Source organism: Pseudomonas sp. RL_15y_Pfl2_60, assembly GCF_963970595.1.
GTDB lineage: Bacteria > Pseudomonadota > Gammaproteobacteria > Pseudomonadales > Pseudomonadaceae > Aquipseudomonas.
The window spans coordinates 530,728-551,477 of record NZ_CAXAOE010000004.1 but is presented as its reverse complement, the minus strand read 5'-3'; the positions used below and the strand labels follow the sequence as shown (position 1 = coordinate 551,477).

Annotated in this window: 27 protein-coding genes; 24 read left to right on the top strand and 3 right to left on the bottom strand. The window is 49.1% G+C overall.

Going from position 1 to position 20,750, the window contains the following annotated elements:
• Positions 1-197: 197 nt before the first annotated feature.
• From AACY26_RS14290 to AACY26_RS14245, 10 genes are all read left to right on the top strand, one after another.
• Positions 198-848, top strand: coding sequence for a hypothetical protein (locus tag AACY26_RS14290; protein ID WP_339515118.1), 651 nt, complete (start codon positions 198-200; stop codon positions 846-848).
• Positions 849-982: 134 nt separating this feature from the next.
• Positions 983-2,026 (top strand): DUF6160 family protein, encoded by a 1,044-nt coding sequence (locus AACY26_RS14285; protein ID WP_339515116.1) that lies wholly within the window; start codon positions 983-985, stop codon positions 2,024-2,026.
• A gap of 2 nt (positions 2,027-2,028) precedes the next feature.
• Complete coding sequence (locus AACY26_RS14280; protein WP_339515114.1) at positions 2,029-3,075, top strand: hypothetical protein; 1,047 nt, start codon at positions 2,029-2,031, stop codon at positions 3,073-3,075.
• Positions 3,065-3,670 (top strand): hypothetical protein, encoded by a 606-nt coding sequence (locus AACY26_RS14275; RefSeq protein ID WP_339515112.1) that lies wholly within the window; start codon positions 3,065-3,067, stop codon positions 3,668-3,670. The genes AACY26_RS14280 and AACY26_RS14275 overlap by 11 nt, the downstream gene beginning before the upstream one ends.
• 11 nt (positions 3,671-3,681) lie before the next feature.
• A complete protein-coding gene (locus AACY26_RS14270; RefSeq protein ID WP_339515110.1) occupies positions 3,682-6,006 on the top strand; it encodes a DUF6160 family protein in 2,325 nt (774 codons plus the stop codon).
• Positions 6,007-6,375: 369 nt separating this feature from the next.
• Entirely contained in the window at positions 6,376-7,173 is a 798-nt protein-coding gene (locus tag AACY26_RS14265) for an energy transducer TonB (RefSeq protein WP_339515108.1), read from the top strand.
• Complete coding sequence (rimI, locus tag AACY26_RS14260) at positions 7,170-7,622, top strand: ribosomal protein S18-alanine N-acetyltransferase (RefSeq protein ID WP_339515106.1); 453 nt, start codon at positions 7,170-7,172, stop codon at positions 7,620-7,622. Before AACY26_RS14265 ends, rimI begins: the two co-directional genes overlap by 4 nt.
• Positions 7,623-7,890: 268 nt before the next feature.
• Complete coding sequence (locus AACY26_RS14255; RefSeq protein WP_339515104.1) at positions 7,891-9,135, top strand: C69 family dipeptidase; 1,245 nt, start codon at positions 7,891-7,893, stop codon at positions 9,133-9,135.
• A gap of 74 nt (positions 9,136-9,209) precedes the next feature.
• On the top strand, positions 9,210-9,854 hold the full coding sequence (can, locus tag AACY26_RS14250; protein ID WP_339515102.1) for a carbonate dehydratase: 645 nt from the start codon (positions 9,210-9,212) through the stop codon (positions 9,852-9,854).
• A gap of 5 nt (positions 9,855-9,859) precedes the next feature.
• Positions 9,860-10,795, top strand: coding sequence for a DMT family transporter (locus AACY26_RS14245; RefSeq protein ID WP_339515100.1), 936 nt, complete (start codon positions 9,860-9,862; stop codon positions 10,793-10,795).
• Here the strand turns inward: AACY26_RS14245 and AACY26_RS14240 are convergent.
• Positions 10,792-10,998 (bottom strand): hypothetical protein, encoded by a 207-nt coding sequence (locus AACY26_RS14240; RefSeq protein WP_339515099.1) that lies wholly within the window; start codon positions 10,996-10,998, stop codon positions 10,792-10,794. The two genes, AACY26_RS14245 and AACY26_RS14240, sit on opposite strands and share 4 nt — an antisense overlap.
• A gap of 204 nt (positions 10,999-11,202) precedes the next feature.
• On the opposite strand from AACY26_RS14240, the gene AACY26_RS14235 reads away from it, so the two are divergent.
• The 6 genes from AACY26_RS14235 to AACY26_RS14215 all read left to right on the top strand — a co-directional run bounded on the left by AACY26_RS14235 (position 11,203) and on the right by AACY26_RS14215 (position 15,497).
• Positions 11,203-11,691 carry a PaaI family thioesterase gene (locus tag AACY26_RS14235; RefSeq protein WP_339515097.1) on the top strand — a complete coding sequence of 163 codons (489 nt, stop codon included), beginning with the start codon at positions 11,203-11,205 and terminating at the stop codon, positions 11,689-11,691.
• Positions 11,692-12,013: 322 nt separating this feature from the next.
• Positions 12,014-12,184 (top strand): YhfG family protein, encoded by a 171-nt coding sequence (locus AACY26_RS14230; protein ID WP_339515095.1) that lies wholly within the window; start codon positions 12,014-12,016, stop codon positions 12,182-12,184.
• A complete protein-coding gene (locus AACY26_RS14225; protein ID WP_339515093.1) occupies positions 12,184-12,780 on the top strand; it encodes a putative adenosine monophosphate-protein transferase Fic in 597 nt (198 codons plus the stop codon). The genes AACY26_RS14230 and AACY26_RS14225 overlap by 1 nt, the downstream gene beginning before the upstream one ends.
• A 246-nt stretch (positions 12,781-13,026) precedes the next feature.
• A complete protein-coding gene (locus tag AACY26_RS14220; RefSeq protein WP_339515091.1) occupies positions 13,027-13,983 on the top strand; it encodes a hypothetical protein in 957 nt (318 codons plus the stop codon).
• Between the two features lie 42 nt (positions 13,984-14,025).
• Positions 14,026-14,511 (top strand): XF1762 family protein, encoded by a 486-nt coding sequence (locus tag AACY26_RS21385; RefSeq protein WP_445261308.1) that lies wholly within the window; start codon positions 14,026-14,028, stop codon positions 14,509-14,511.
• Positions 14,508-15,497: a hypothetical protein gene (locus tag AACY26_RS14215; protein ID WP_339515089.1), complete on the top strand. Its 990-nt coding sequence runs from the start codon at positions 14,508-14,510 to the stop codon at positions 15,495-15,497. The genes AACY26_RS21385 and AACY26_RS14215 overlap by 4 nt, the downstream gene beginning before the upstream one ends.
• Before the next feature lie 29 nt (positions 15,498-15,526).
• Here AACY26_RS14215 and AACY26_RS14210 read toward each other — a convergent pair whose 3' ends face one another.
• Both AACY26_RS14210 and AACY26_RS14205 read right to left on the bottom strand, forming a co-directional pair.
• Positions 15,527-16,066 carry a hypothetical protein gene (locus AACY26_RS14210; RefSeq protein ID WP_339515087.1) on the bottom strand — a complete coding sequence of 180 codons (540 nt, stop codon included), beginning with the start codon at positions 16,064-16,066 and terminating at the stop codon, positions 15,527-15,529.
• Between the two features lie 56 nt (positions 16,067-16,122).
• Entirely contained in the window at positions 16,123-16,395 is a 273-nt protein-coding gene (locus AACY26_RS14205; protein ID WP_339515085.1) for a DNA-binding protein, read from the bottom strand.
• Between the two features lie 117 nt (positions 16,396-16,512).
• Here AACY26_RS14205 and AACY26_RS14200 point away from each other — a divergent pair, with 117 nt between their 5' ends.
• The 8 genes from AACY26_RS14200 to AACY26_RS14165 all read left to right on the top strand — a co-directional run bounded on the left by AACY26_RS14200 (position 16,513) and on the right by AACY26_RS14165 (position 20,743).
• On the top strand, positions 16,513-16,785 hold the full coding sequence (locus AACY26_RS14200) for a DNA-binding protein (RefSeq protein ID WP_339487826.1): 273 nt from the start codon (positions 16,513-16,515) through the stop codon (positions 16,783-16,785).
• 2 nt (positions 16,786-16,787) lie between these two features.
• Positions 16,788-17,075: a lysogeny maintenance protein PflM gene (pflM, locus tag AACY26_RS14195; RefSeq protein ID WP_339515083.1), complete on the top strand. Its 288-nt coding sequence runs from the start codon at positions 16,788-16,790 to the stop codon at positions 17,073-17,075.
• A 660-nt stretch (positions 17,076-17,735) separates the two neighbouring features.
• Positions 17,736-18,113 (top strand): hypothetical protein, encoded by a 378-nt coding sequence (locus tag AACY26_RS14190; protein ID WP_339515081.1) that lies wholly within the window; start codon positions 17,736-17,738, stop codon positions 18,111-18,113.
• 9 nt (positions 18,114-18,122) lie between these two features.
• Positions 18,123-18,320 carry a hypothetical protein gene (locus AACY26_RS14185; RefSeq protein ID WP_445261303.1) on the top strand — a complete coding sequence of 66 codons (198 nt, stop codon included), beginning with the start codon at positions 18,123-18,125 and terminating at the stop codon, positions 18,318-18,320.
• Positions 18,317-18,529, top strand: a complete 213-nt coding sequence (locus AACY26_RS14180; protein ID WP_339514261.1) for a hypothetical protein — start codon at positions 18,317-18,319, stop codon at positions 18,527-18,529. The genes AACY26_RS14185 and AACY26_RS14180 overlap by 4 nt, the downstream gene beginning before the upstream one ends.
• Positions 18,530-18,543: 14 nt before the next feature.
• Positions 18,544-18,786: a major capsid protein gene (locus AACY26_RS14175; protein ID WP_339514259.1), complete on the top strand. Its 243-nt coding sequence runs from the start codon at positions 18,544-18,546 to the stop codon at positions 18,784-18,786.
• 158 nt (positions 18,787-18,944) lie between these two features.
• Positions 18,945-20,417, top strand: a complete 1,473-nt coding sequence (locus AACY26_RS14170; RefSeq protein WP_339515079.1) for a virulence factor TspB C-terminal domain-related protein — start codon at positions 18,945-18,947, stop codon at positions 20,415-20,417.
• The gene (locus AACY26_RS14165) at positions 20,417-20,743 is read left to right on the top strand and encodes a DUF2523 domain-containing protein (protein ID WP_010490953.1); all 327 of its coding nucleotides are present in this window, start codon (positions 20,417-20,419) and stop codon (positions 20,741-20,743) included. Before AACY26_RS14170 ends, AACY26_RS14165 begins: the two co-directional genes overlap by 1 nt.
• The last annotated feature ends 7 nt before the right edge of the window (positions 20,744-20,750 follow it).

Genomic DNA, 20,750 nt, shown 5'->3' with positions numbered 1-20,750 from the left:
CACTGTGTCGCTTCATGGCGTACGTACTATCAAAGGTGACTCAGCAAATCACTGAGGTGACAGATTGCGGCAGTATGCGACTGTCGCAACAGGCAGAATGGCTAGAAGATGTGGGCTGTGTCGCATTTGTATGCCCGATTGCGCTGGCATTGAATTTGCGATGAAGGTGAAAACACTCCTAGGCTTTTGGTGCCGTCATGTCTGCCACTACGGCTGTTTTAATCGATGATTGCTGGGCTGGATTGGAGCAGCAGAACCACCTTGAGTGGGACCTGCATGCAATCACCAATCGACGCGAAGCGATTGCCTTCTTGCAACGCTTCGAGAACCGCCTGTGCGTTTACTCACCCTACATAGAAAAGCTGTATAGCAACTACAGTTTCGTGGTCCCGCAAAGCGACCATGGCAGTATTACCATTCTGCCGGACGAGCAGGCATGGCATGATACCTTTCAGGACATCCCCGCCGCAGCTGTCGAGCCCACAGGGATATACATCATCCCGGGTGAAACCATGGGCCATTCTGGGCTGTATCTAAAAATACCCAGTGGAAATCGATTGGTGGCATCCAAAGAATTGCCATTTCATGATGGTCTTAGAGTACTTATCCAACGTTATAAAACTTTAGGTGAAATATTCCTGCCAGTACTGGTTAAAGGGGATCTGCGCGAGTACGAGGCACGAATGCCATCGCTTCACCTGCACCGGATCAAACTCAATTGTCTGGCACATTGTTCGCAATTAAGCGTTAACTCGTTAGCTCAAGCGATTACGGCCCATGTTCTAGCGCTATTTGAACAGTACGGGCAGCGTTCTACGGATGTGACGATGAGTAACAGTTCGCATTAATTCAGTTCGTAAGTAAGCTATTCGTTTTTTAACCCTCGACTATTGGTTGGGGGCGTTTTGCACCAGTGGTTCTTATTATTTATGACAGGCAGAAGGCATTTGCTTTCGTCAGAAGTAAGCATCCTGGAGGCGTTATGTATTCGGTTACTCGATTTTTAAAGAGCATTTTGATATCACTTTGCACTGGGATTGCCAGTACAGGTGTCAGTGCAAAAATGGTCGAGATGGCTGATAACGAGTTGTCGGACGTATCTGGACAAGCCTTTATTAACCTAACGACTGATCAAAACTCAGGTATTGATTACACTCGCCTGAATCTAGGCTTGAAGGTTGAAACTCAGTTAAATATCAAACAGCTCGAGTTAGGTAAATACGCCCGCGCGGGTGAACCAATCGATAGCGCCGATATCTTGATCAATAACTTTGCCTTGGGGACAGTTAATGCGGATGACACCGTTAACCCATTCCTAATAACGGACCCTTATCTAGAGTTGGCATACGATGGCAATAAGGTTGTAGGCGTCAGAGTCGGCTTTGATGAAGCCAAGGGCCATCTTTCTGGCGATATCAAGAGTTTGACTGGCAATATTCCGATCAAGATCGAAGGTACAGCTTCACCTATATTTGATGCAGCGAGTACCTTTGAGGACGTTCTCCTGACTCTTGCAGGTGTTACCAGAAGTACAAGACTTCAGGCAGATGCTGGGTTGGTCACTCAAGATGGGAGTTCTGATTTAACACGTGCCACTTATTCAGGGCTTGAGAATGGTCAGCGTTTGACTTGCAGTGATTGTAATTTAACGGGTTTCACCGATGCATTGCTGAGCTTGTTTTCATCCAATGGGTGCGAGGTTCTTTCGCTGCCGACCTGCTTTCCACTTAGTAACTTCCAATCGTTACCTGTTGGTAATTTGAATGTAGTTGACAACCCAAATACTGCAGCAATAGAAGGCGCTGCTCGTGGCTTCTTCCTATCCTTGCAGACTCAAGATGTAGCGTGGCGTGACAAGGACAGCAATGCATTTCGTAACGTACTTGCCGGTGCATTTCTAAATATACCTAATTACCGAGATGAGAACGGCAACATAGTCGCACCGATTAAACTTGATTTTGAACAAGCCTTTAACGGTATCGCAAGACAAGATACCTGCCTGGGCTCAGCGACTGTGGGGTGCTGAGTATGAAAGGGTTATTTAGCCTGTTATGTGGCGCTCTGGTTGTGCTTCCGGTGCATGCAAAAATGCTAGAAATGGACGACCAACAACTTTCCGGGGTTAATGGTCAAGGTATTGCTTTTTCCCTAGAAGGGATTCTGCTTGATGCTTCTGAGTCGAGCATATTTATTAATGATATTACCAATGCCGCGGGTGAAAATATCCCTATATCGGTTCATGAGTTCTATTTGGCTTCAACCGGCAGTAATAAAGGGAGCAATCTACAACCGGTTAATCTCGGGCGGCTTAACAATCCGTTCAAACTGCAGTTTGGTAACGGCGAGGACCTCGTAACCCTCAGAGATGATGGCGTTTGGGTGCAAACCACTCCAGATGAAGTTGCAATTCTAGAGTTGAAGTTTCCCGAACGTTTGACGGGGGTGATGGGGCAGCCTTGTATTGCGGGTTTTGCCTCCGCTGGCGCCAATTGTTCAAGCCGTTTGGGAGAGCGTCTCGATGCAGGTATTCGCTTTGATTTTCAGGTTGCAGCAGGCCGTACCGACATCCTCAATATAGATATTGTCGAATTGATCATGGACGGCAGTTATTTACGGCTTTGGGGAGATGAGGCTCGGGATCAGTTGGTTGGTGAGGCGCGTATAAATATTTTCGCAAAACGCATCGATTTAATGTCTTGCATTCCCGGCTCTTTAAATTGCGCGAGTGAGCAAGAGCAAGCGGATCGCACATTAAGCCTAAGTGATACCTATTTCAATATTGCTTTGGGTTACGGTAAGAGCCAGCCGTTATTGTTCGATGTGACCAGCGATGGCCAATTTGTATTTGAGCTCCCCAACCCTGTTAGTCGAAATGCAGATGGTTCTACACGTTCTGCAGCAGAGCGAAATGCAATCGCAAATGATTTTTATACCAATGCCCCAGAAACAAATGTTGTAATTGGTAATTTACGTTCAGGCAACAACAGTACAGTGTTAGGTGGCTATGACTATGGTCGCAATTCTATTAATGGGCTGAGTGTCAATTATCTAAAGGCGACGAGCCGTGATTTATAAAGTGCTTTGCATTGTTCCCATGATATTTACTTCGACCGTTTATGCAGAAATGCAGGCGCTTGATGATGCTACCTTGAGCCAGTTCAATGGTCAGGGTGGAGTGTATTTATCTGGTGAGTTAAGCATTAATAAAGAGGGGGGTGTTCTATGGGACACTCCGGCGAGCAACAACCCTGGTACATGGTCTGCGAATCAACGCAGCTGTGCGGCTGTAAACGCTACATCTGCCAGCGACTGCGGTTTACGTGTAGCTGTTCGTGCTGAAGAGTCGGGTGGCTGGTATGTACTGGATAATATTAAAGGGATTTTCAGCTTCGAAGGATTGACTTTACGTACGCGCAAGATCAATAGCGGTTTTGGAGGCGACGGGGCGAGTTTCAATCAGGATGTGTTGGAGTTTGGTTTGCCAAATGAAATTGTATTTAAAAATGCAAATTTCACATTTGGTGTAGCTAATCAGGGTGGGTGGAGAAATAAAGCACTGAGCGCAGCACAAGGTGGTGATCCCAGTTATCAGCAAACTAATATTTTCTCTATCACAATTGATGGTTCCACGCGTGTGCAGGGTAATATTTTAGTTTTTCCTAGTAACTAAGGACATGAGCCATGTACCGTTATTCGCTATGCCTCATTGGTTTGTTCAGCTCAGTACTGCAGGCGATGCAAGTGCTTGATGATAACGATCTGTCTGAGATTTCAGGGCAAGACGGTATTAGCTTGCAGGTAACCGGGCCAGGTTGGTCTGCCAGTAGCATTGATCATACGCAAGATGGACAAACACTGAGTCTTAAAAACGTCAGTGCCCGGCCGATATCAAGCGGAAGTGTATCTAATACAGCGATAGACGTTGTAGACGGTCAGCTTCAAATCGAACATCAAGGCCGTCCTAGTGAACTGTCTGTTAATAAGGTTGAACTTGCCGGTAATCCGAATAGCTTTGGTAGTCTTCGTATGTTCTCAACACTAGGCGCCAAGTTGAAGTTACGAGGTGGAGGGGCCAGCGGTGTCAGTGGGTTCTCCATTGATGACAGCAAGCTTTCGCTCACTGATACCACGTTCTACTACCGCGATAATGGTTTTGATCTGATTGTTAAAGGGGTCTCATTCGACACCTTTTTGAATAATGCCTATGTGGATATTGTCAGCGGTGGTAATGGCGAGCAGGTAAAACTTGATCTTGGTGACTCTCGTTTTGTCGCTTCGGTTGGGGGGATTGGCCTTGACCTTGCGTATTCTGATGCTGTCGATGGAACTGCAGCAACCCCAAGTACGCCAGATACACGCGATCCACAATACGCACGAAGTTTCGGTCAGTTACAGATGGATCTACGGCTTGGAGGAAGCATCAGTGTCTCGGGGGGAGGGGAAAGCGGAGAAGGGCTGCGTCTGACACCTGATATAACTGTTGCCAACAGCCTATTTCAATACACCGACTCCGGTGTCTTGCGAGCTGAAAACTATTCGGGTGTGGTTACCAGTCAGTCAGGCCTGACTCTAGACCTTGAACAAGACTCGCAGGGTAATTACGTCAAATTAGCCTTTCAGGATCTCAAGCTCGCTGCAGGGCTTGAGGGATTGATTATTGGAAACCCCGTTAGTCAACGCATCGGAAGTGTCGGTTTTGAACTGAATTTTCAAAATCAAGGCGTGTACCAAAACTATCTCAAGTTCCGCCCAGGGGGCGATAGCCACTCCGGGAACGAAGGGATCACGGCAGATATTGGTTGGAGCCTGATTGATAGCTCGTTATTGCTGACTGATAACAATAACAGTCTGTGGTTTAGCGGCTTGCGCAGTTTTGGTACAGGTCAGATAACAATTGACCTGACTAAAAATTGCGCAACTGGCCTCAGTGCGGGTTGCTACGCTGGTCTTGATAATCTAGACCCTTCGAGTGGCGGGTACGACGGGTATTTCGACGGTATCCGAATCGGACTTAACAACGTGGTTGGTCGTTATAGTCTTGATGGGATACGCGTTGGACAAGCTGATGCTCCGCTCCAAGGGGGTACTGAGTTATTGGTATTGCTTTCGATTTTTCCAGCATACGATTTCACCCTCAATGGCCAACTAACGATCAAGCCAGGTGGTTATGTTGGCGATGGCTTCGGGTTTAATGCGGACTTTTACACCACTGAGGCGAACGCGGCGCTAAATGTTGACGAAAGTAGCCAAGGGTTATGGCTCAGTGGGGCCGAGTACGAGATGCATTATCGCGATGGCTCCGTGGATGTCAGTAATCAAGGAGTTGAGTTTAGAAAGGGCACCTATTGGTCAAAACTTGATGTTTCTGATTTGCGTTTGGGTGACAAAGACACCGGAAGAAGTATCGGCAGAATTGTTCTCAAACGTTACGAGCAGGGTTCATCACTCACCTTGAGTTCAGGTGGCGCAGGCGCATTCTGTGTCGGTGGTTCTGGTGCGAGTGCCGGAGCCTGTACAGCAAGCGGTGGTCGCTGGGATGACCGGGGTAATGAGGGGTTGAGCGCAAAACTGAAAAGTATTTTTGTTAGGGATAACTCGGGTAGCCCAGAGGGGGCAGTGTCCAATAACCCCAAGCGTAACCAGTTTATTCTGGAGAATGGTCGGGTTAATAATAAAAATGGGACGGGAGCCCAGTGGGTTATTGATAATTTTTATACATCGGATGGTGATCCCGCCAATCCAGATCAAAACACCTATGGTTTTAATGTCGATCTTGGCCTGGATGTTGCGCCCTCCAGTGTCTGTATAAAGAACAGCACCGGTTGTACGCCAATTACTCCGGATCCACTTGGATTCGCGGTGAACGCGAGGGCACACTTCAAAGAAATAAATATAGAGCGATTCCAGAACGTACACCCCACTGGGGGCAGTGTTACCTCTTTCTTTGGTGTTAAATTGCAAAATGCGGATATCCGGGCAAATCTCACCGCGACACCCATCAACTAAGGTGCAGTTTGTCAGTGTTTTTGACGTTGTGCTCTTCGGCGCTAACGCTCAGGCACGAGTCCTGGCGAGTCAAAAGTGCGGCAACGATCGGGGGTTAGGTTCGACCCCGTCTTTGCGCTGCCATCCCTTTGGCGTTGCAGTTAGGGCCGCGCATTCAGGACTGCCCGATGCCCGGCGCAGTCGTTCATTGCAATTTGGGTACGATTGCTCTGTGCAGCCAACCCAACGCACTGAGTTAAAAGAGAAAGCCTTATTCGCCAGACGTATTGTTATTAGTAAAGGGGCTGTTGCTGGTATTGTATCCGCTGGGTCATAGCTAAGCGTTGACCTGCAGACAGGCCAATATGTACACCCACAGGTAGCAAACGTTTGATTCCAGAATTACGCCGCAGGGCTTATTTGAGTGCTATGCAGATCGCCAATTGGCTGCCGCGCGTTGACTTACCCTTCGCTGCACCTTCGCGGCCAGAACTATTGGAGCCTTTGGAAGAGCCTGTTATCGACGCTCCGCCACAGGTAATTCCGCAGCCAGAATCGCCATCAGTTGCCGATATGCCTGCGGCAGTACATCCTCGCCTAGAAGTGCCTCGGCCTAAGTCGCAGGAGCACAACACTCGGTCTGTGCTCAGCAGTGAGCCGCAGACACCAGCAGCAGTTCCAGCGCCCAAAGTCGCCGTAGAGCCGCCTCCGCGCTTTGCATTGCAACTGTTACGCGCGGGGCACTGTGCGGTATTGGTTGAGTTACCCACAGGCGAACCTTTGCAAGGTCGTGACCCGGCCTACTTGCTGCTCAAAGATTTGCTCCGAGCTGCTGGTTTACCCGACAGCCCACAGATCATAGGTCAGCCCGTACGCTGGCCAATACTGTCACGTGGCAACATGGACCAAGGGCCGACAGCAGCGCTCGAATTTGTTCAAAGTTTCGTTGCGGCTCGTTTGGAAGAGCAAGAGCCCTGTAGTTGTTTGTGGCTCGTCGGTTTACCAGCAATTCGATTTGCCGGTGAATCTGATTCCGGCGACTACTGTCGGGAGTTGCAGATTGAAGGTATTGGCCCAGCCTGGGCAGTTCCCGGATTAGAGCTGCTAATGGATGAACCTGCACGCAAAGCGGATTTGTGGCAGGCAATGCGCCGTGTAAGACAACGTTGGATGAGCCAGCCTGAATGAGTGATGCATTATCGTTTCGCCCTATGACTGAGGCGGATATTGAGGCTGTGCTAAAAATTGAGTACGCCGCATATAGTCACCCCTGGACTCGCGGCATCTTTATCGACAGCCTCAAGTCGTACGACAGCTGGGTCATGTTTGAGGGAACACAGCAGGTGGGGCACGGCGTCATCAATGTCATTATTGATGAGGCTCATCTGCTCAATATCACGGTTAAGTCTGAAAATCAGGGGCGAGGTTACGGTCTGCGCCTGCTTGAATTCCTGATGCAGCGTGCGATGGAGCTAAAGGCGGGCGAGTGTTTTCTGGAAGTTCGCTCTAGCAACCAAGTGGCATACCGACTTTATGAGCGCTATGGCTTTAATGAGATCGGCCGCCGCCGCGATTACTACCCGGCAGTGGGTGGCCGCGAAGATGCATTGGTTATGGCCTGCACCTTGATAGATTGAGCCTGTTACGCACCCTTCCTTTACGCAGGTTTAGTCTTGTCTGAAACCTGCGCACAGCCCTCAAAACATTGCCCTGCCCTCCAGCGGTTAGCCTTTCACCCTGTTTATATGCCCGGCAGCTTCTAAGTCAAAGTTGTCACGGGCGCTGAAACGGTTATTTGGCTACAGCGCTGCAATTAGTCATGCACACCGGCAAAGAGCTACTAAGCTGTTCTCTTTAATAATAATTTTCCCATGCTCAGCCATGACGTGAGAAACAGGTGTAGTGATGTGCGATTCTTTAGTAGTACGCCATCGAGGGCGGACATGGTTTGCAAAAAATAGCGATAGAGAAGCTGCAGAACCACAGCGCTTGATTCGTATCCCTGAAGTGCGCGGTGACCGAAGTGCAACGCTGATGGCCACCTATCAAAGCATTGCGCAAACAGCAGAGCGCCACGGCTTGCTGTTGAGCCAGCCCAGCTGGATGTGGGGCGGCGAGATGGGGGTTAATGATCGCGGTGTAGCCATCGGCAATCAGGCCGTGTTTACCAAACTTACCCAGAAAAACACCAATTGTTTGTTGGGCATGGATCTGGTTCGCCTCGGCTTGGAGCGAGGGGCGACTGCTCGCGAAGCGCTAGAGGTTATTGTCGAGCATATTCATATCCACGGACAGGGCGGTGCGGCGGGGTATCGCAATAAATCATATCGCTATGACAACAGCTTTCTGATCGCTGATCCGAATGAGGCATGGGTACTCGAAACAGCAGGGCATTTATGGGTCGCTAAACGTGTAGAGCAGTGGGCTATTTCCAATGCGCTAACGTTGGGTTCTGAGTTTGACTTGCATAGCCCTCGCTTGCATGAGCAGGCGCGTAAACTCGACTGTTGGGATGGAAAAGGCGAATTTCACTTTGCAAGAATCTTCGACACCCGGTTACTGCCTTGGATCGCTGGTGCTCAACGGCGCTGTGAAGCCAACCAGAGGATCCTTAATACTTGCGCGGAATCTTTTGGATTTGTGCAGTTGGCTGCAGCGTTACGTAATCACGGTGACTTGGGAGACAACTTCCCTTGGCATAATAATCGTCAGGTGTGTATGCATGCGGGTAAGGTATGGCGACCTTCGCAAACGACCTCAAGTTTACTGGCAAGCTTGCACGATCAAGGCGCATCTGTTGCGGCAACAGCAACCTCGGCACCGTGCCTGAGCCTGTTTCAGCCACTGAGTTTTTCCCCTGCATCCGGCGCAGCATTGTTAAGCGACCCACTTGAGCCGATTGAGCACAGTTTGTGGTGGAGATTTGAGGCGGTGCACCGCCGATGTCTCACAGACAGTGATTTCAGGGTTAAACTGCGAGCCAGCCGTGACCAACTCGAGCCATTGCTGCTTAGCGCATTGGATCAACAGCAGGTTGATTGGCCCAAACTAGCTGAACTTGCGAGCCACTGGCATCAGCATTGGTATGCCGAGGCGATTCAACAGCCAGCACAACTAGACCGCTGGTGGCGGCGTTACGCACAACTGTGACTGTTGCGGTTGTTGGCTTGTCAAAGGCTCACTGTGTCGTTTGAGGCGCATCATGAAATTTTGGAGTAGATGGAATGAGTGATTTACAGCACCTCTTCGACAACAACGAACGGTGGGCTCAAGCAATCACTCAGCGCGATCCAGAGTTTTTTGCCAAGCTGGCGCGTCAGCAAACTCCAGAATACCTGTGGATTGGTTGTTCAGATGCGCGCGTGCCTGCCAACGAGATTGTCGGTATGTTGCCTGGTGACTTGTTTGTTCACCGCAACGTTGCCAATGTGGTGCTTCACACCGACATGAATTGCCTCTCTGTGATCCAGTACGCTGTCGACGTGCTGAAGGTTAAGCATATCCTCGTCACCGGCCATTACGGTTGCGGCGGGGTACGAGCGGCCATGCAACATCGGCAGTACGGCTTGATCGATGGTTGGTTGCGTACTATTCGTGACCTGTATTACGAGCACTACAAAGACCTCGAAAAACTGCCCAGCGAAGAAGAGCGGGTTGACCGCCTGTGTGAGCTCAATGTCATGCAGCAAGTCGCAAGCGTCAGCCATACAACTATCGTTCAGAACGCTTGGCATCGCGGCCAGTCGTTGTCGGTACACGGCTGTATTTACGGTATCAAGGACGGACGCTGGAAAGACCTGAATGTAACGGTCGAGGGGATTGATCAGTTGCCTTCGCAATACCGGCTGCGCCCGATCGATCAAAACTAACCCTTATGAAAAACTCTCGTACATGGGCCATGCTCGGCCTATTGCTCGCTATCTTGTGTTGGTCGGGTAATGCGCTGGTCGCTCGAGCTGTTCACGATGACATTTCGCCATTTGCCTTGGCGTTCTGGCGTTGGAGCCTTGCCTGTGTGCTGCTCCTGCCGTTCGTGATTGTACCCTTGCGCCGACATGTCGCAGACTTGAAACGTGCGGGCTGGCGATTGCTGGTGCTATCCGCCAGCGGTATCAGCGCCTACAACTCACTTCTCTATAGCGCAGCGCAAAGCACCGTAGCGATCAATATCACCTTGGTCAGCACCTGTTTGCCATTGGTTACATTTATCGGTGGTGGATTACTGCTTGGTGAGTGGCCGACGCGGCGTGCTTGGCTCGGCATGTTTATCGCGGCGATTGGCCTGGTGATTTTAATCACCCAAGGCAGTTGGGCCACCTTGACGGCAATGTCGTTCAATCGTGGCGACCTGATAATGTTGCTGGCCGTGACGGATTGGGCATTGTATTCGTTACTGCTACGGCGCTGGTCCAGGTTCTTGCAACCTATCCCTCCGTTGGCACTGCTGGGTGTGTTAATGCTGCTCGGTGTGCCGATGATACTGCCGTTTTACTTGTTCGAACTGGCCCAGGGCGCCCAAGCCAATGTCAATGCGACGACCTTGGGAGCTATCGTCTACACGGCGTTGTTTGCATCCCTGCTGGCCTACCTTGCCTGGAACCATGGCATACGTGTCGTCGGTGCGGCAAAAGCAGCACTGACAAGCTATCTAATGCCAGTGTTCACGGCGATCTTGGGATGGCTGCTGCTTGGCGAAGGCTTGCTCTCATACCATTGGATTGGTGGCGGCCTGATCTTCAGTGGCTTGCTGTTGGCTACTCAGATGAAAGCCAACAACACGGCCTCGGCCGAAGCCAGGGCTATTGACTAGTTCGGGATCTGTAATTGCAGGCCGCTCGTGGCGAGCTTCAGCCACAGCATCGCCGCAATAAACCCGAGCACGCTCAGCGCGGTATACCCGACCACAATCCCCAGTGCTATCTGCTTCCAAAGCCCAGCATAGGTAGCGCTGTTCCTCACTGGATAATGCTCGATGTCGCGCTCGGCGCGCAGGTTGCCTAGGTTGTTGCTCACTGCATGGCTCCATAGATTAAGCGCACTGAGCTAAAGGCCCAGCACGGCAATCATTGCTAAATTTGGTTGCTGATTATGCGGCTGTTCTGTCGTGGCGTAAGCTGAAATTATTGCGTCGCTGTATTATTTTCGTCGGCCATGGGCTTTATAGAGCACCTGCATACAGCAACACATAGCACAGAGCCACCCATGAGGAGTTCCATCATGCAAAGCGCTTCACTCCAAGACGCAGCCGCCCCAGAAGGCATCTGTTACGGATGCGGCAGTAGCAATCCGCATGGCTTGCACATCAAAAGCCACTGGCACGAAGATAATGTGCACGTTGTGGCGCAATACCTGCCTGATGACAAATACACCGGCTGGCCTGAACTGGTATATGGCGGGTTGATCGCAATGTTGGTGGATTGCCACTCCAACTGGACAGCCATGGCCTACCACTTCCGTGCAGAGGGTAGAGAAGTTGGCAGCCTGCCGCGCATTGACTGTGTTACCGGCAACCTAGGTATAAAGTTTATCAAGCCAACCCCAATGGGTGTACCGCTCATACTGCGCGCTAAAGTTGAAGGCGAAGTAGGGCGCAAGAGCCGGGTTATCTGCGAGGTTTACGCAGGCGATGTGCTCACCGCAATTGGCGACTCAATATTTGTACGAGTCGACACCGCCCAGCTAAGCGCTGCGGCACATGGGCGCTAAGACGAGCGCGTACCAAGAGCGCTCTAACGCGCACACAAAAAAGGGCTTACCTTTCGGTAAACCCTTGTTTTGTTTGGTGGCTACGCAGGGACTTGAACCCCGGACCCCAGCATTATGAATCGCTTGAGTAGCGCCTTGTCAGCCCTGTTCACCCCATAAAACGGGCCTTTGAAGCGGGTGCAAAACTGGTGGCTGCACAGCTTTGCAGAAAAATACCTGCGATGTAGTCATCACTCTGCAAGTGGCTGTGATATTCATTTTATGGCGATAATTTTGCAGGTTTTCGCTATAATAATTCAGTACGCAACGAAAGGGGTTACCTATGCCAGCTGCATCCCTTAAAGCCAAAAAGGCTTACTACGCCAAGGCTCGTCAGTCTAACTATGTTGCCAGTCTCCGCTTGGAAGGCTTCCAGGTAACTCGGGCAGACGCTGTGCGTAAGCTTCCAACCCGTGAATCCGTCCTAAGAGCCTACTGTAACAAGCCAGCTTAATGCTTGATAAGTACGGCACAGGACAAGATCCCTATTGCTATCCCGGTACGAACGTTCTTCGCAACCTTCTCAACATCACAAATGATGATGACTTAAACGAAGCAGAACGCGTTCTGTCTGAAATCGCTGCTAGCGAAATCGAGTTCGACCTCCCTCCCTACGACCTTCAATACCTGCAGCGCATCCACCGCAAGCTGTTCACAGATGTCTATGAATGGTCGGGAGAGTTGCGCACGGTCGATATTTCAAAAGGCGATACGCATTTCTGCAACCTAGCCCGAATCGAAGCTGAGTCTCAAAAATACTTCCGTAGCTTGGCTAGCGCTGACTGGTTTGAGCCGCTTGGTCGTGCCGAGCTGGTTCTGGCTGTAGCAGAGCTATTTGGCGACCTGAATGTCATTCATCCCTTCCGCGAGGGTAACGGCAGGGCCCAGCGAATCCTCTTCGAGCACATAATCATTAACGCCGGTTACGAGATCGATTGGTGGGTTGTCCAGGAAGGGGAGTGGATGCAGGCCAATATTGATGCTGTGGTATGTGATTACACTGCGTTGGCCCGAGTGTTTGATCGCTGTATTGGTCAGTCGATTGCCTGATAGTTTAGGCTTTCTGAGCTTCACTCAGGCATTCAAGTTACTGAAATATGAGTCGCCTGAGTCGTCGCTTGGTTGACTTCAGAGACTAACCATAAATAGGCGTGTTGTATGCTTTTCAGTAGGATACGGCCAGTGTATTCCTGAGTTTTTTACATTTGTAGTCACTAGACACCTTTATCTTCATGGCCTTCGGCGGTAATGTCTCAGTACTGGCAAAAAGCCAATATGGTTTTCTGGAGCGTTCTCATGAACCTTGAAGGGTATCTGGGTTATATAAAATATGATGGGCACCTTGTTAAAGATGGTGTGATGGATGCTAAGAAGCAAGCAGATGCTCTTTTAGGCATCGATTTTGCTGTTAGACACTTTTTGCACAAGCTGTCTCCTAATCTAAAATCCTTAGATTTCGAAATACCAGTTAAGGTTAGAGAAGGGTCATGGGAGGCTTTAATACCTGAAACTGTATTTGGTTGGTTGCAGGCAGGTATCGGACTTATTACAACAACCTACGCAGCGCAAGCTGCACAAAAAATGGCCGAAAAAGATTTTGAAAATATTGGGATGGCGGACCTCTTTAGAAAGGCATTAGAGGTAATAAAATATTTTGTTCGAATCGGCAAGCATATGGGTAGTGTCAGTTTGAAGACATTTGAGAATGTTAAGTTTTCAGATGACAATGCTTTAGTAGGAATTAAAAACTCTAAGGGTGAGTATCTATACGTTCCAAAATATATACTAGATATATATGTTGAAAGTGATTTTGGTGCTCTTGAAAAGTTGGCGTCACTAATCGAAGATGGGCGTGTTCTAAAAGTTGCGAGTATCGTCGATAATGTTGTTGATGAGGTGGAAGTAGGGGTTCCAGATAAATATATATTTTGTTCAGTAGATCCAGATGATGAAGGTGAAATATTATTTCCTGAGTTAAAGCACGGTCAAAATGTAATTCTTGAAGGTGAAGTTACAAGGGAAAATAAAACATCGAATTCAATGGGGTTTAAATATCTAGATCATATTCTTACTGCCTATCCTGATCATGGCAGTATAGTGCGTTATAAGCCTCTTTTGTTTCTTAGATGTCGCTTGTATGGAACAGTTGATCGGTCTGATGACAAAAGTAAATCACTGTCCAAAAGACCGAGGCTATATATATCTCATCTTGAACCTATGGAGAGTGATCGTGAAGTTGACTTGTTCTCATAGGATAATTTAAATTTTTAGCGCTAGGGTTGGGTTTTGGCTAAAGTGGTTTCAATTAAGCCTCTTACAATAAAAGAGGCAAACGAGTTTATTAAAGAGCATCATCGACATCATAGACCAACTGCCAGGAATAATGGGAAGTGGGCTTTGGCTGCGGTTGATGATAATTCAGTAATTGTAGGTGTAGTAATCGCAAGCAGCCCTGTTTCTGCGACATATATGGATGGGCTAACTATAGAGTTAACAAGGCTTTGTGTTAAAGAGGGAGCCCCTAAAGGGGTCTGCAGTTTTCTTCTGAGTAAAAGCTGTAGCATTTGGAGGTCGATGGGTGGAGTCCGGGTCATTACCTATACGCTTGCATCTGAGTCTGGTGCGTCATTAAGAGGGGCTGGCTGGACTTTATCTGGGGTAGTTAAACCCCATAAAAGATGGCAGAATAAAAGCAAAACAGATGGTATAGAAAGGGCAATGTTACAAATCTACGAGGTCACTAAGCATCGCTGGGTTCGAACGTTTGAAGAGGTTGTGTGATGGAAGTCATTTGCGCTTTTAGTTCTGATAGTCGAGATTTGTATAAAGCCGATATATATCGTGTGCTTGCTATGCCAGTAGGGCATTTGATCCATTTTAGGTATAAAAAGAAATATGTCTCCGATGTTCTGTTAAATGAGGCGTCTTCATTAGGAGGAAAGACACTTGCGATTTTTTTTACCCGAGGTAATCCTCTAAATTCTGCTCCAGCTATTTGTGAAAACATATCTATCAGGTATGCAACTGTAGTTTCAGCTTCTGAAAGCGCTGAGACTGATGTTTTCCATGTATACATGGAGCTTGGGCGATTCTGTGATTTGACCATCGTTTCGGGTGAGATCGACTCTCAGCCTCCGAATAAATTTTTATCTAGATTGACCTGCAAGGTTTCTCCAGAAGTAGCTAACTGGAACTCTAGAGTTATGGCAGTTAAAGACTATTTTCCGAATATCTTGTTTTTTCATATTAAAAAAATTCGTACTGCATGGTCTGACCCAGTTGCGTTGAAAACTCTTGGGCTTTCTTCCCGGTATTGCTTGAATCAGGGAGGGAGATACATTATGGAGATGGCTATTTCTAATCCGACTGGTACGAGGTCGACGATTAATATCTCTGAACCAAATGGATATATCCAGACTAATTGTGTTAATCCGCTAGAGTGCTCCGCTCAGTTTGATGATTTTGAAGTTCCGATTTTTGTAAAATCATTAGAAGTTCATAGGCAAGCATCATTTGTCACGTTTAAGCCTGAATTAGAGGACTTCCCCACGGGTGAGTATGCTACCAATATTGAGGTTGAACTGAAAATTAGCCCTTGGCGACCAATGCTCTTTGGGGCTCTGAGTGTAATTGCGGCGTCATCAATAGCTATGGTCGCTCCTGTTTCGAAATCATCAGTTTCTCCAAGTATGACCGTGTATTTTTTATCCGCAATTTTGCTGTTTTCATCTGTTTCAGCTATGTTTTACTTATTTAATAAAAAATAATTAAATTTTTATTAACTTATTTTTTGATTTTATAACGATAGTTCAGCGTTAACTTCAATGTCTGCTTTTTTGTTTTTAATTATTTTTTTTCCATCCCAGTAAGAATTTTTTGCCCATTCCTTTTGGAAGCGTTTCATGGCTCTTGCATGAAAGTTTGAGCATTCCATTTGCGACCATGTCATATTTTTGGGGTCGCATGCTGGATGGTTTATGAATATTTCGTTGAATTTTGCGAGGGATACCTCCCAGTTATTAGGTCGTAGCATGGTTTTGTGTTCTGTGTTGTTCGGTTTTTTTATATTTATTGGGTGATCTGTTGGCTTGCTTTCTAAGTGGTTGTATTTTATACGGTTTTTTCTAATTTCTTTGTCTTGCAGTAACTCTTCATTAAGAGTTACTGCATCTAGTAGCTTGCTTACATCTATCGTTATTCCCCAGCCGCTTTGTCGTAAAGCGATAAAGTAAATGCTGATTCCGATTGTCGCAATACATAGAATGATGTTAAGTGTTCTTTTCTTTTTTGGCCTTTTAATTAAGTAAGAAGACCTGTCTTCTAATTCTGCTCTCATCCCCATTCCTTAGGTCTCTCGGGCGTACCAGCGCTGAGCAACTTTTTTAGTGATCGCTATCCCGCGTTTTGACCGGTCAAGTTTCTGTTGGCCTCGTCATATTCAGGGCTTGTCTGTCCATTACCTGGTTGGACCTCCCCTGTGATTAGCCACCAGCGGTATTGAGGAAAAGCACGCCCGAGAATTTCTATCTCGTTAGCTCCAATCCTCGCTTTTCCTCGCTTGATGTTTTGCCAGCGCACGTATTCCGTGCTGCCGGTCTCTACAAGCGTTTTGATACTGGCCATCTCTAGTAATTGGATGCCTCTATCGGTGATGCCTTCGCTCATTGAAAATAGCCATAAATGTTCTATGTACATTTTATGCTTTAGGTGTAATATGTACATGTGTATTAAGTACATTTATCTGCAAGCACGTTTTCTTTGCTCGGATTATAGGATCAAAACATGGAACAGTCTGGAATAGTGGGTTTTAGCGTAGAGGGAAACGCCGAACGCGTCACCGATTTTCGTGATGCACCTTTCTGCTCTCAGCTTGTGTTCGCTGAAATGCTCGGTATTGAAGACATCACCGCTGATGTAGTCCGTGGTTGGGTCGAGTCTCAAGCTATCCCTACGGTCAAGATTGGCCGCCGTCGCGTCATCAATCTGCACCGCATTCGCCGTGAGCTTGATCGTGGTAAGTCGATCTTCTGCGCGGGTGACTATTCAGATGACTAGCCATGAACAGTTACCAAAAGCAGCCCCACGCCCAGGACTGCGCCTGCTCTGTATGTTGGACACTGGCAGAAATGGCAAAGCCCGCTCTTTACCAGTCCATACCCTGCAACGACTGCAAACCCCGTGGGCTGCCGTATCTCGTCAATGGCCGCTGGTACTGCCAGACGGCTTACAAATGCGCGAAACACACGCCCAGCAACCGACCTCCGAAGTATTGGAGCGTTATTCACGACTCGGGCAAGCCGGTGCCGTTTGTTCCTCTGTGGGGGCTAACTGATGTTCTTTTCTGAGATCGGCTTAACGATGGTTGATTTTGCAATCATCTGCACCCTGCTGTTGATCCAACTGCTGGCCTTTTGGGCGATCACAAAATGAGCCTCTATAACCTGATTCAGCTCGTCACAACCATTTTTGCCTACTCGGTAATTGGTTTTTACCTCTATCTATTGGCGCTCGGTGTATTCCGGTTCGTGCTACGCGATTACCTCGGACTGTTCCACGGTCGTGACCACTCCCTTCATTGTCCAACCCGCTTCTCGCTCTCCAGGCTTAAGGTGATTTTCAGTCGCCTCGGTGGTGGGTCATGTAATTCCATGCCCAAGGTTAAGACCAGGGCAAGTAAGAATTTCTCAGCATCACTCGGTCGGGGTAGGGCTCTGCCCGAGGGGGAACCCCTACCAAGCGCAGCGAAGGTGCCGTTTGCTTTGGCTTCTAAAACCAAGGTATGCCCTAAACAACATGGCTTGCGCATTCATACCCAGCACGCCTTATCGCTCCGGCGATGTTGAATCCAGACGCAGCAACTCAACGAATTTAGCGATTTAACGTAAACAGCCGCTTCGATCTGAAAGCCACCCACCGGAAAAACTAGAAGTTATCCGGTGCGGGAAAACTCAGCCCGAAGAAAGGCAAAACCGCGCAATCAAGCGCAATTCAAAGAGGTGGTAAACATGGCTCGTTCAACTATGGAAGTAGCATTTCTTGGCACTCAACGTTTCGACGGTGAGAACGGCCAGAAGTACATCAAGGTTTTCTACGGTGATGAACCAGACGGCAAAACCGAGCACGGCTTGTCGATCATCGGTATGGCTGCTGATGACGATGTCGCTGATGAAATCTTTCACGCTGGCTCCAAGTTCGAACCCCTGCAGCTTGTGCGCATCACCTTCGATGTCGCTCGCGGTGGCCAGAACAAGGGCAAAAATCTAGCCCTGCACATCGAAGAAGTCGAACGCCCAGGCACTCGCACCACGCCAACCCCGTCCAACACCGGCGCGACTAAAGCATCAGATTCGGCCAAACCATCCGACCCGGCAAAAGCCAACTAATCGGAGGGCATGACCGTGCTGATAGTTGATCGCGTCGTCTGCAATCTCTGCCTGCGTGTGATGGGCCAGTTGCATAACACCGCGCCTGACCAGTCCGACTTTTTGGCTGATCTGACTCAACCGCCTTACTACACGGTCTGCCCTGACTGCTCGCTAGCTGGCGAGCCTGAAATTAAACCCGTCGCTGAGCTGGCGAGCGACGAATGAATTTTCTGGCGTGTGAGGGCGATTGGTTAGTCAGCGCAGAGGGTGTGCCCACCTGCAACGGCTCGCTGGTGTCCCTCACGCAACAGGAAATGCAGGACTTGAACGGTTCTGCGCTCACTTGGGACCAGGTAAGCGAACTACAAAGCCAAACGATCATTTTGTTCGCCACGGTGTTTGCTTTCTTGATCCTCAAAAAACTCCTGAAATAACGAGGTAACACCTTATGAAAGCTCTGCAAGTTCAACTCAAAAACACCGCTTCGGCCTTCGGTCGTCGCTCTCGTCAACTGGCAACCGCTGGTGTTGCAAGCGCCACGCTGCTGGCCAGCACGGCCTATGCAGAAATCCCAGCTGAAGCCACCGCCAAGCTGACCGAGTCCGGTACTGACATCGGCACGCTCGGTTGGACGGTGATGGGCCTGCTCATTGCTGCCGCTGCCTTCAAGTACATGCGCCGTGCCCTGTAATCGTCCCCATGCACTTTCACCAGTGCCGTAGCAACTCAACCCCGCTTCGGCGGGGTTTCTCTTTTTGGAGTTCGCCATGAACACATTTAGCTACCAGGTCTACGTACTGATCATCACCAGTCTGGCGTTCTACCTGATCTTCTTCGGGCGGGTTTGATATGGCTCGCTCACTGTTCCTGCTTATCGTTTTGTGGCTCAGTGCTTCGTCTGTGAGTGCTGAGGATTATTACTGGGCGTTCAATTCAACGTCTACAGCTCATTACCCTAGCGCCCTTGCGGCTTGCGAGGGTGTTGCGGCCAGTTATACCGAATCAACCTCCTTTGTTTATACCGAGATAATGCCCGATTATTCCGGTTTCCAAGGTGAATCTACTTACAAGTGCACCTACAAAAGAATCAGGAAGTCAGATAACTCTGCTGCTCCATCTAGCAACTGGACTGTTACTCGGCTTGGCAATGGTTGCACTAATTCAACCTATAACCCTGAAACAGGTGAATGTGAGGCTTCCGAGCCAGACAAGTGCGCTGATCTAGCAAACACAAGCTTTCCATTTAGTAAGTCCGGCGCCGCTGGTGATGGCTATGTTTCGCTTTCTGCTGATCGCAAGTTCGGCGTTGCTAGCCAGTCAGCGTGTCATTCAGGCTGTGTCGCCAATACAGCCGACCAAAAATGCACGACTCGCGTTACCGGCTCCTATTTTTGCCAGGGTACTGGCTATTACACGGGTGCTGAATGTGGTTCTGGTGGTTCTGCTGAGGTTGAACAGTCGCCTGTTCCTGACTATCCCGAGCCTGAAACCATTCTCGAAGACAAGCCTTGCATACCCGTTTCTAACGCAGATGGCTCAACGACGTGCACGTCTGAAAAGTCTGTTGAAAAAGAAGGCCAGCACTGTGGCATGTTCAATGGCGAGCGACTCTGCGTCGATGCTCAGCCATCGAAGAACCAGGTTGATATCCAGACCGATACCAAGGTTCAGACAAACCCTGATGGTTCTAAGACCACAACCAAAACAGATACGGCCACCGCGACCAAGTGCAATGGCACTGCTTGCACGACGACAACCACCGTCACCACAACCACGACGCATACCGACAGCGCGGGCAATAAGACAGGCACCACTGGCACCTGCAAAGGCCCTGATTGCCCTGACCAGCAGGGCAACCCTGATGCCGATGGTGATGGCTTTGGGGATTGTATCGGCGGTAAATGCGAAGAGGGGTCAAGTGTTGGTGGCGAAGGCTGTGATGTAGATCTGGCTTGCGATGGTGATCCGATTCAATGCGCCATTCTGCGTAAGAACAAAGAGCAACAATGCTTTGCCGAAGAACAAGCCGACTTCGAAGGCCATAAAGACGATATCGAGAACCTGGTCCAGGGCGACAAATTCGAACTCGACGAAGGCGGCGATGATATCGATGTACCGGGCCTGATCAACAAAGGCACACGGTTTCTACCTGCCAGCTGCCCGCCTGATGAAACGGTGAACCTGATCACCGCTGGCGGCCACACCTTCAAATTCACCTATGAGCCGCTGTGCCGTGCTGCTACTGACCTCGGCAACCTCTTTGTGGCTTTTGCTCTTGTCTTTGCCGCGCTGTATGTCGGGCGCTCTGTAGGGGGTAGCTAATGCAATACGTCTTGCTTGTTCAAATGCTGATCATGGTGCTCGGCCCTCTTGTGCGGATGGTGCTCAAGATGCTCGGTTTCGGCTTTGTCAGTTACGTGGGTTTTAACCTGGTGATCGATGCGGCCAAAGATGAACTTATAGCGCGCATGGGCGAAGTCGGGCCGGTAATCATGCCGATTCTTGGTCTGGCCAAGGTGGATGTGATTGTGAATATCTACTTCGCAGCCATTGCCACGCGCTTTGTTCTTGCCGGCATTGATAAGGCCGCTGATCGCAAGCGTAACCAGGTCTGGCACAAGCCGGGCGGCACCTCTATTGAGGCTTAAGGGGGTT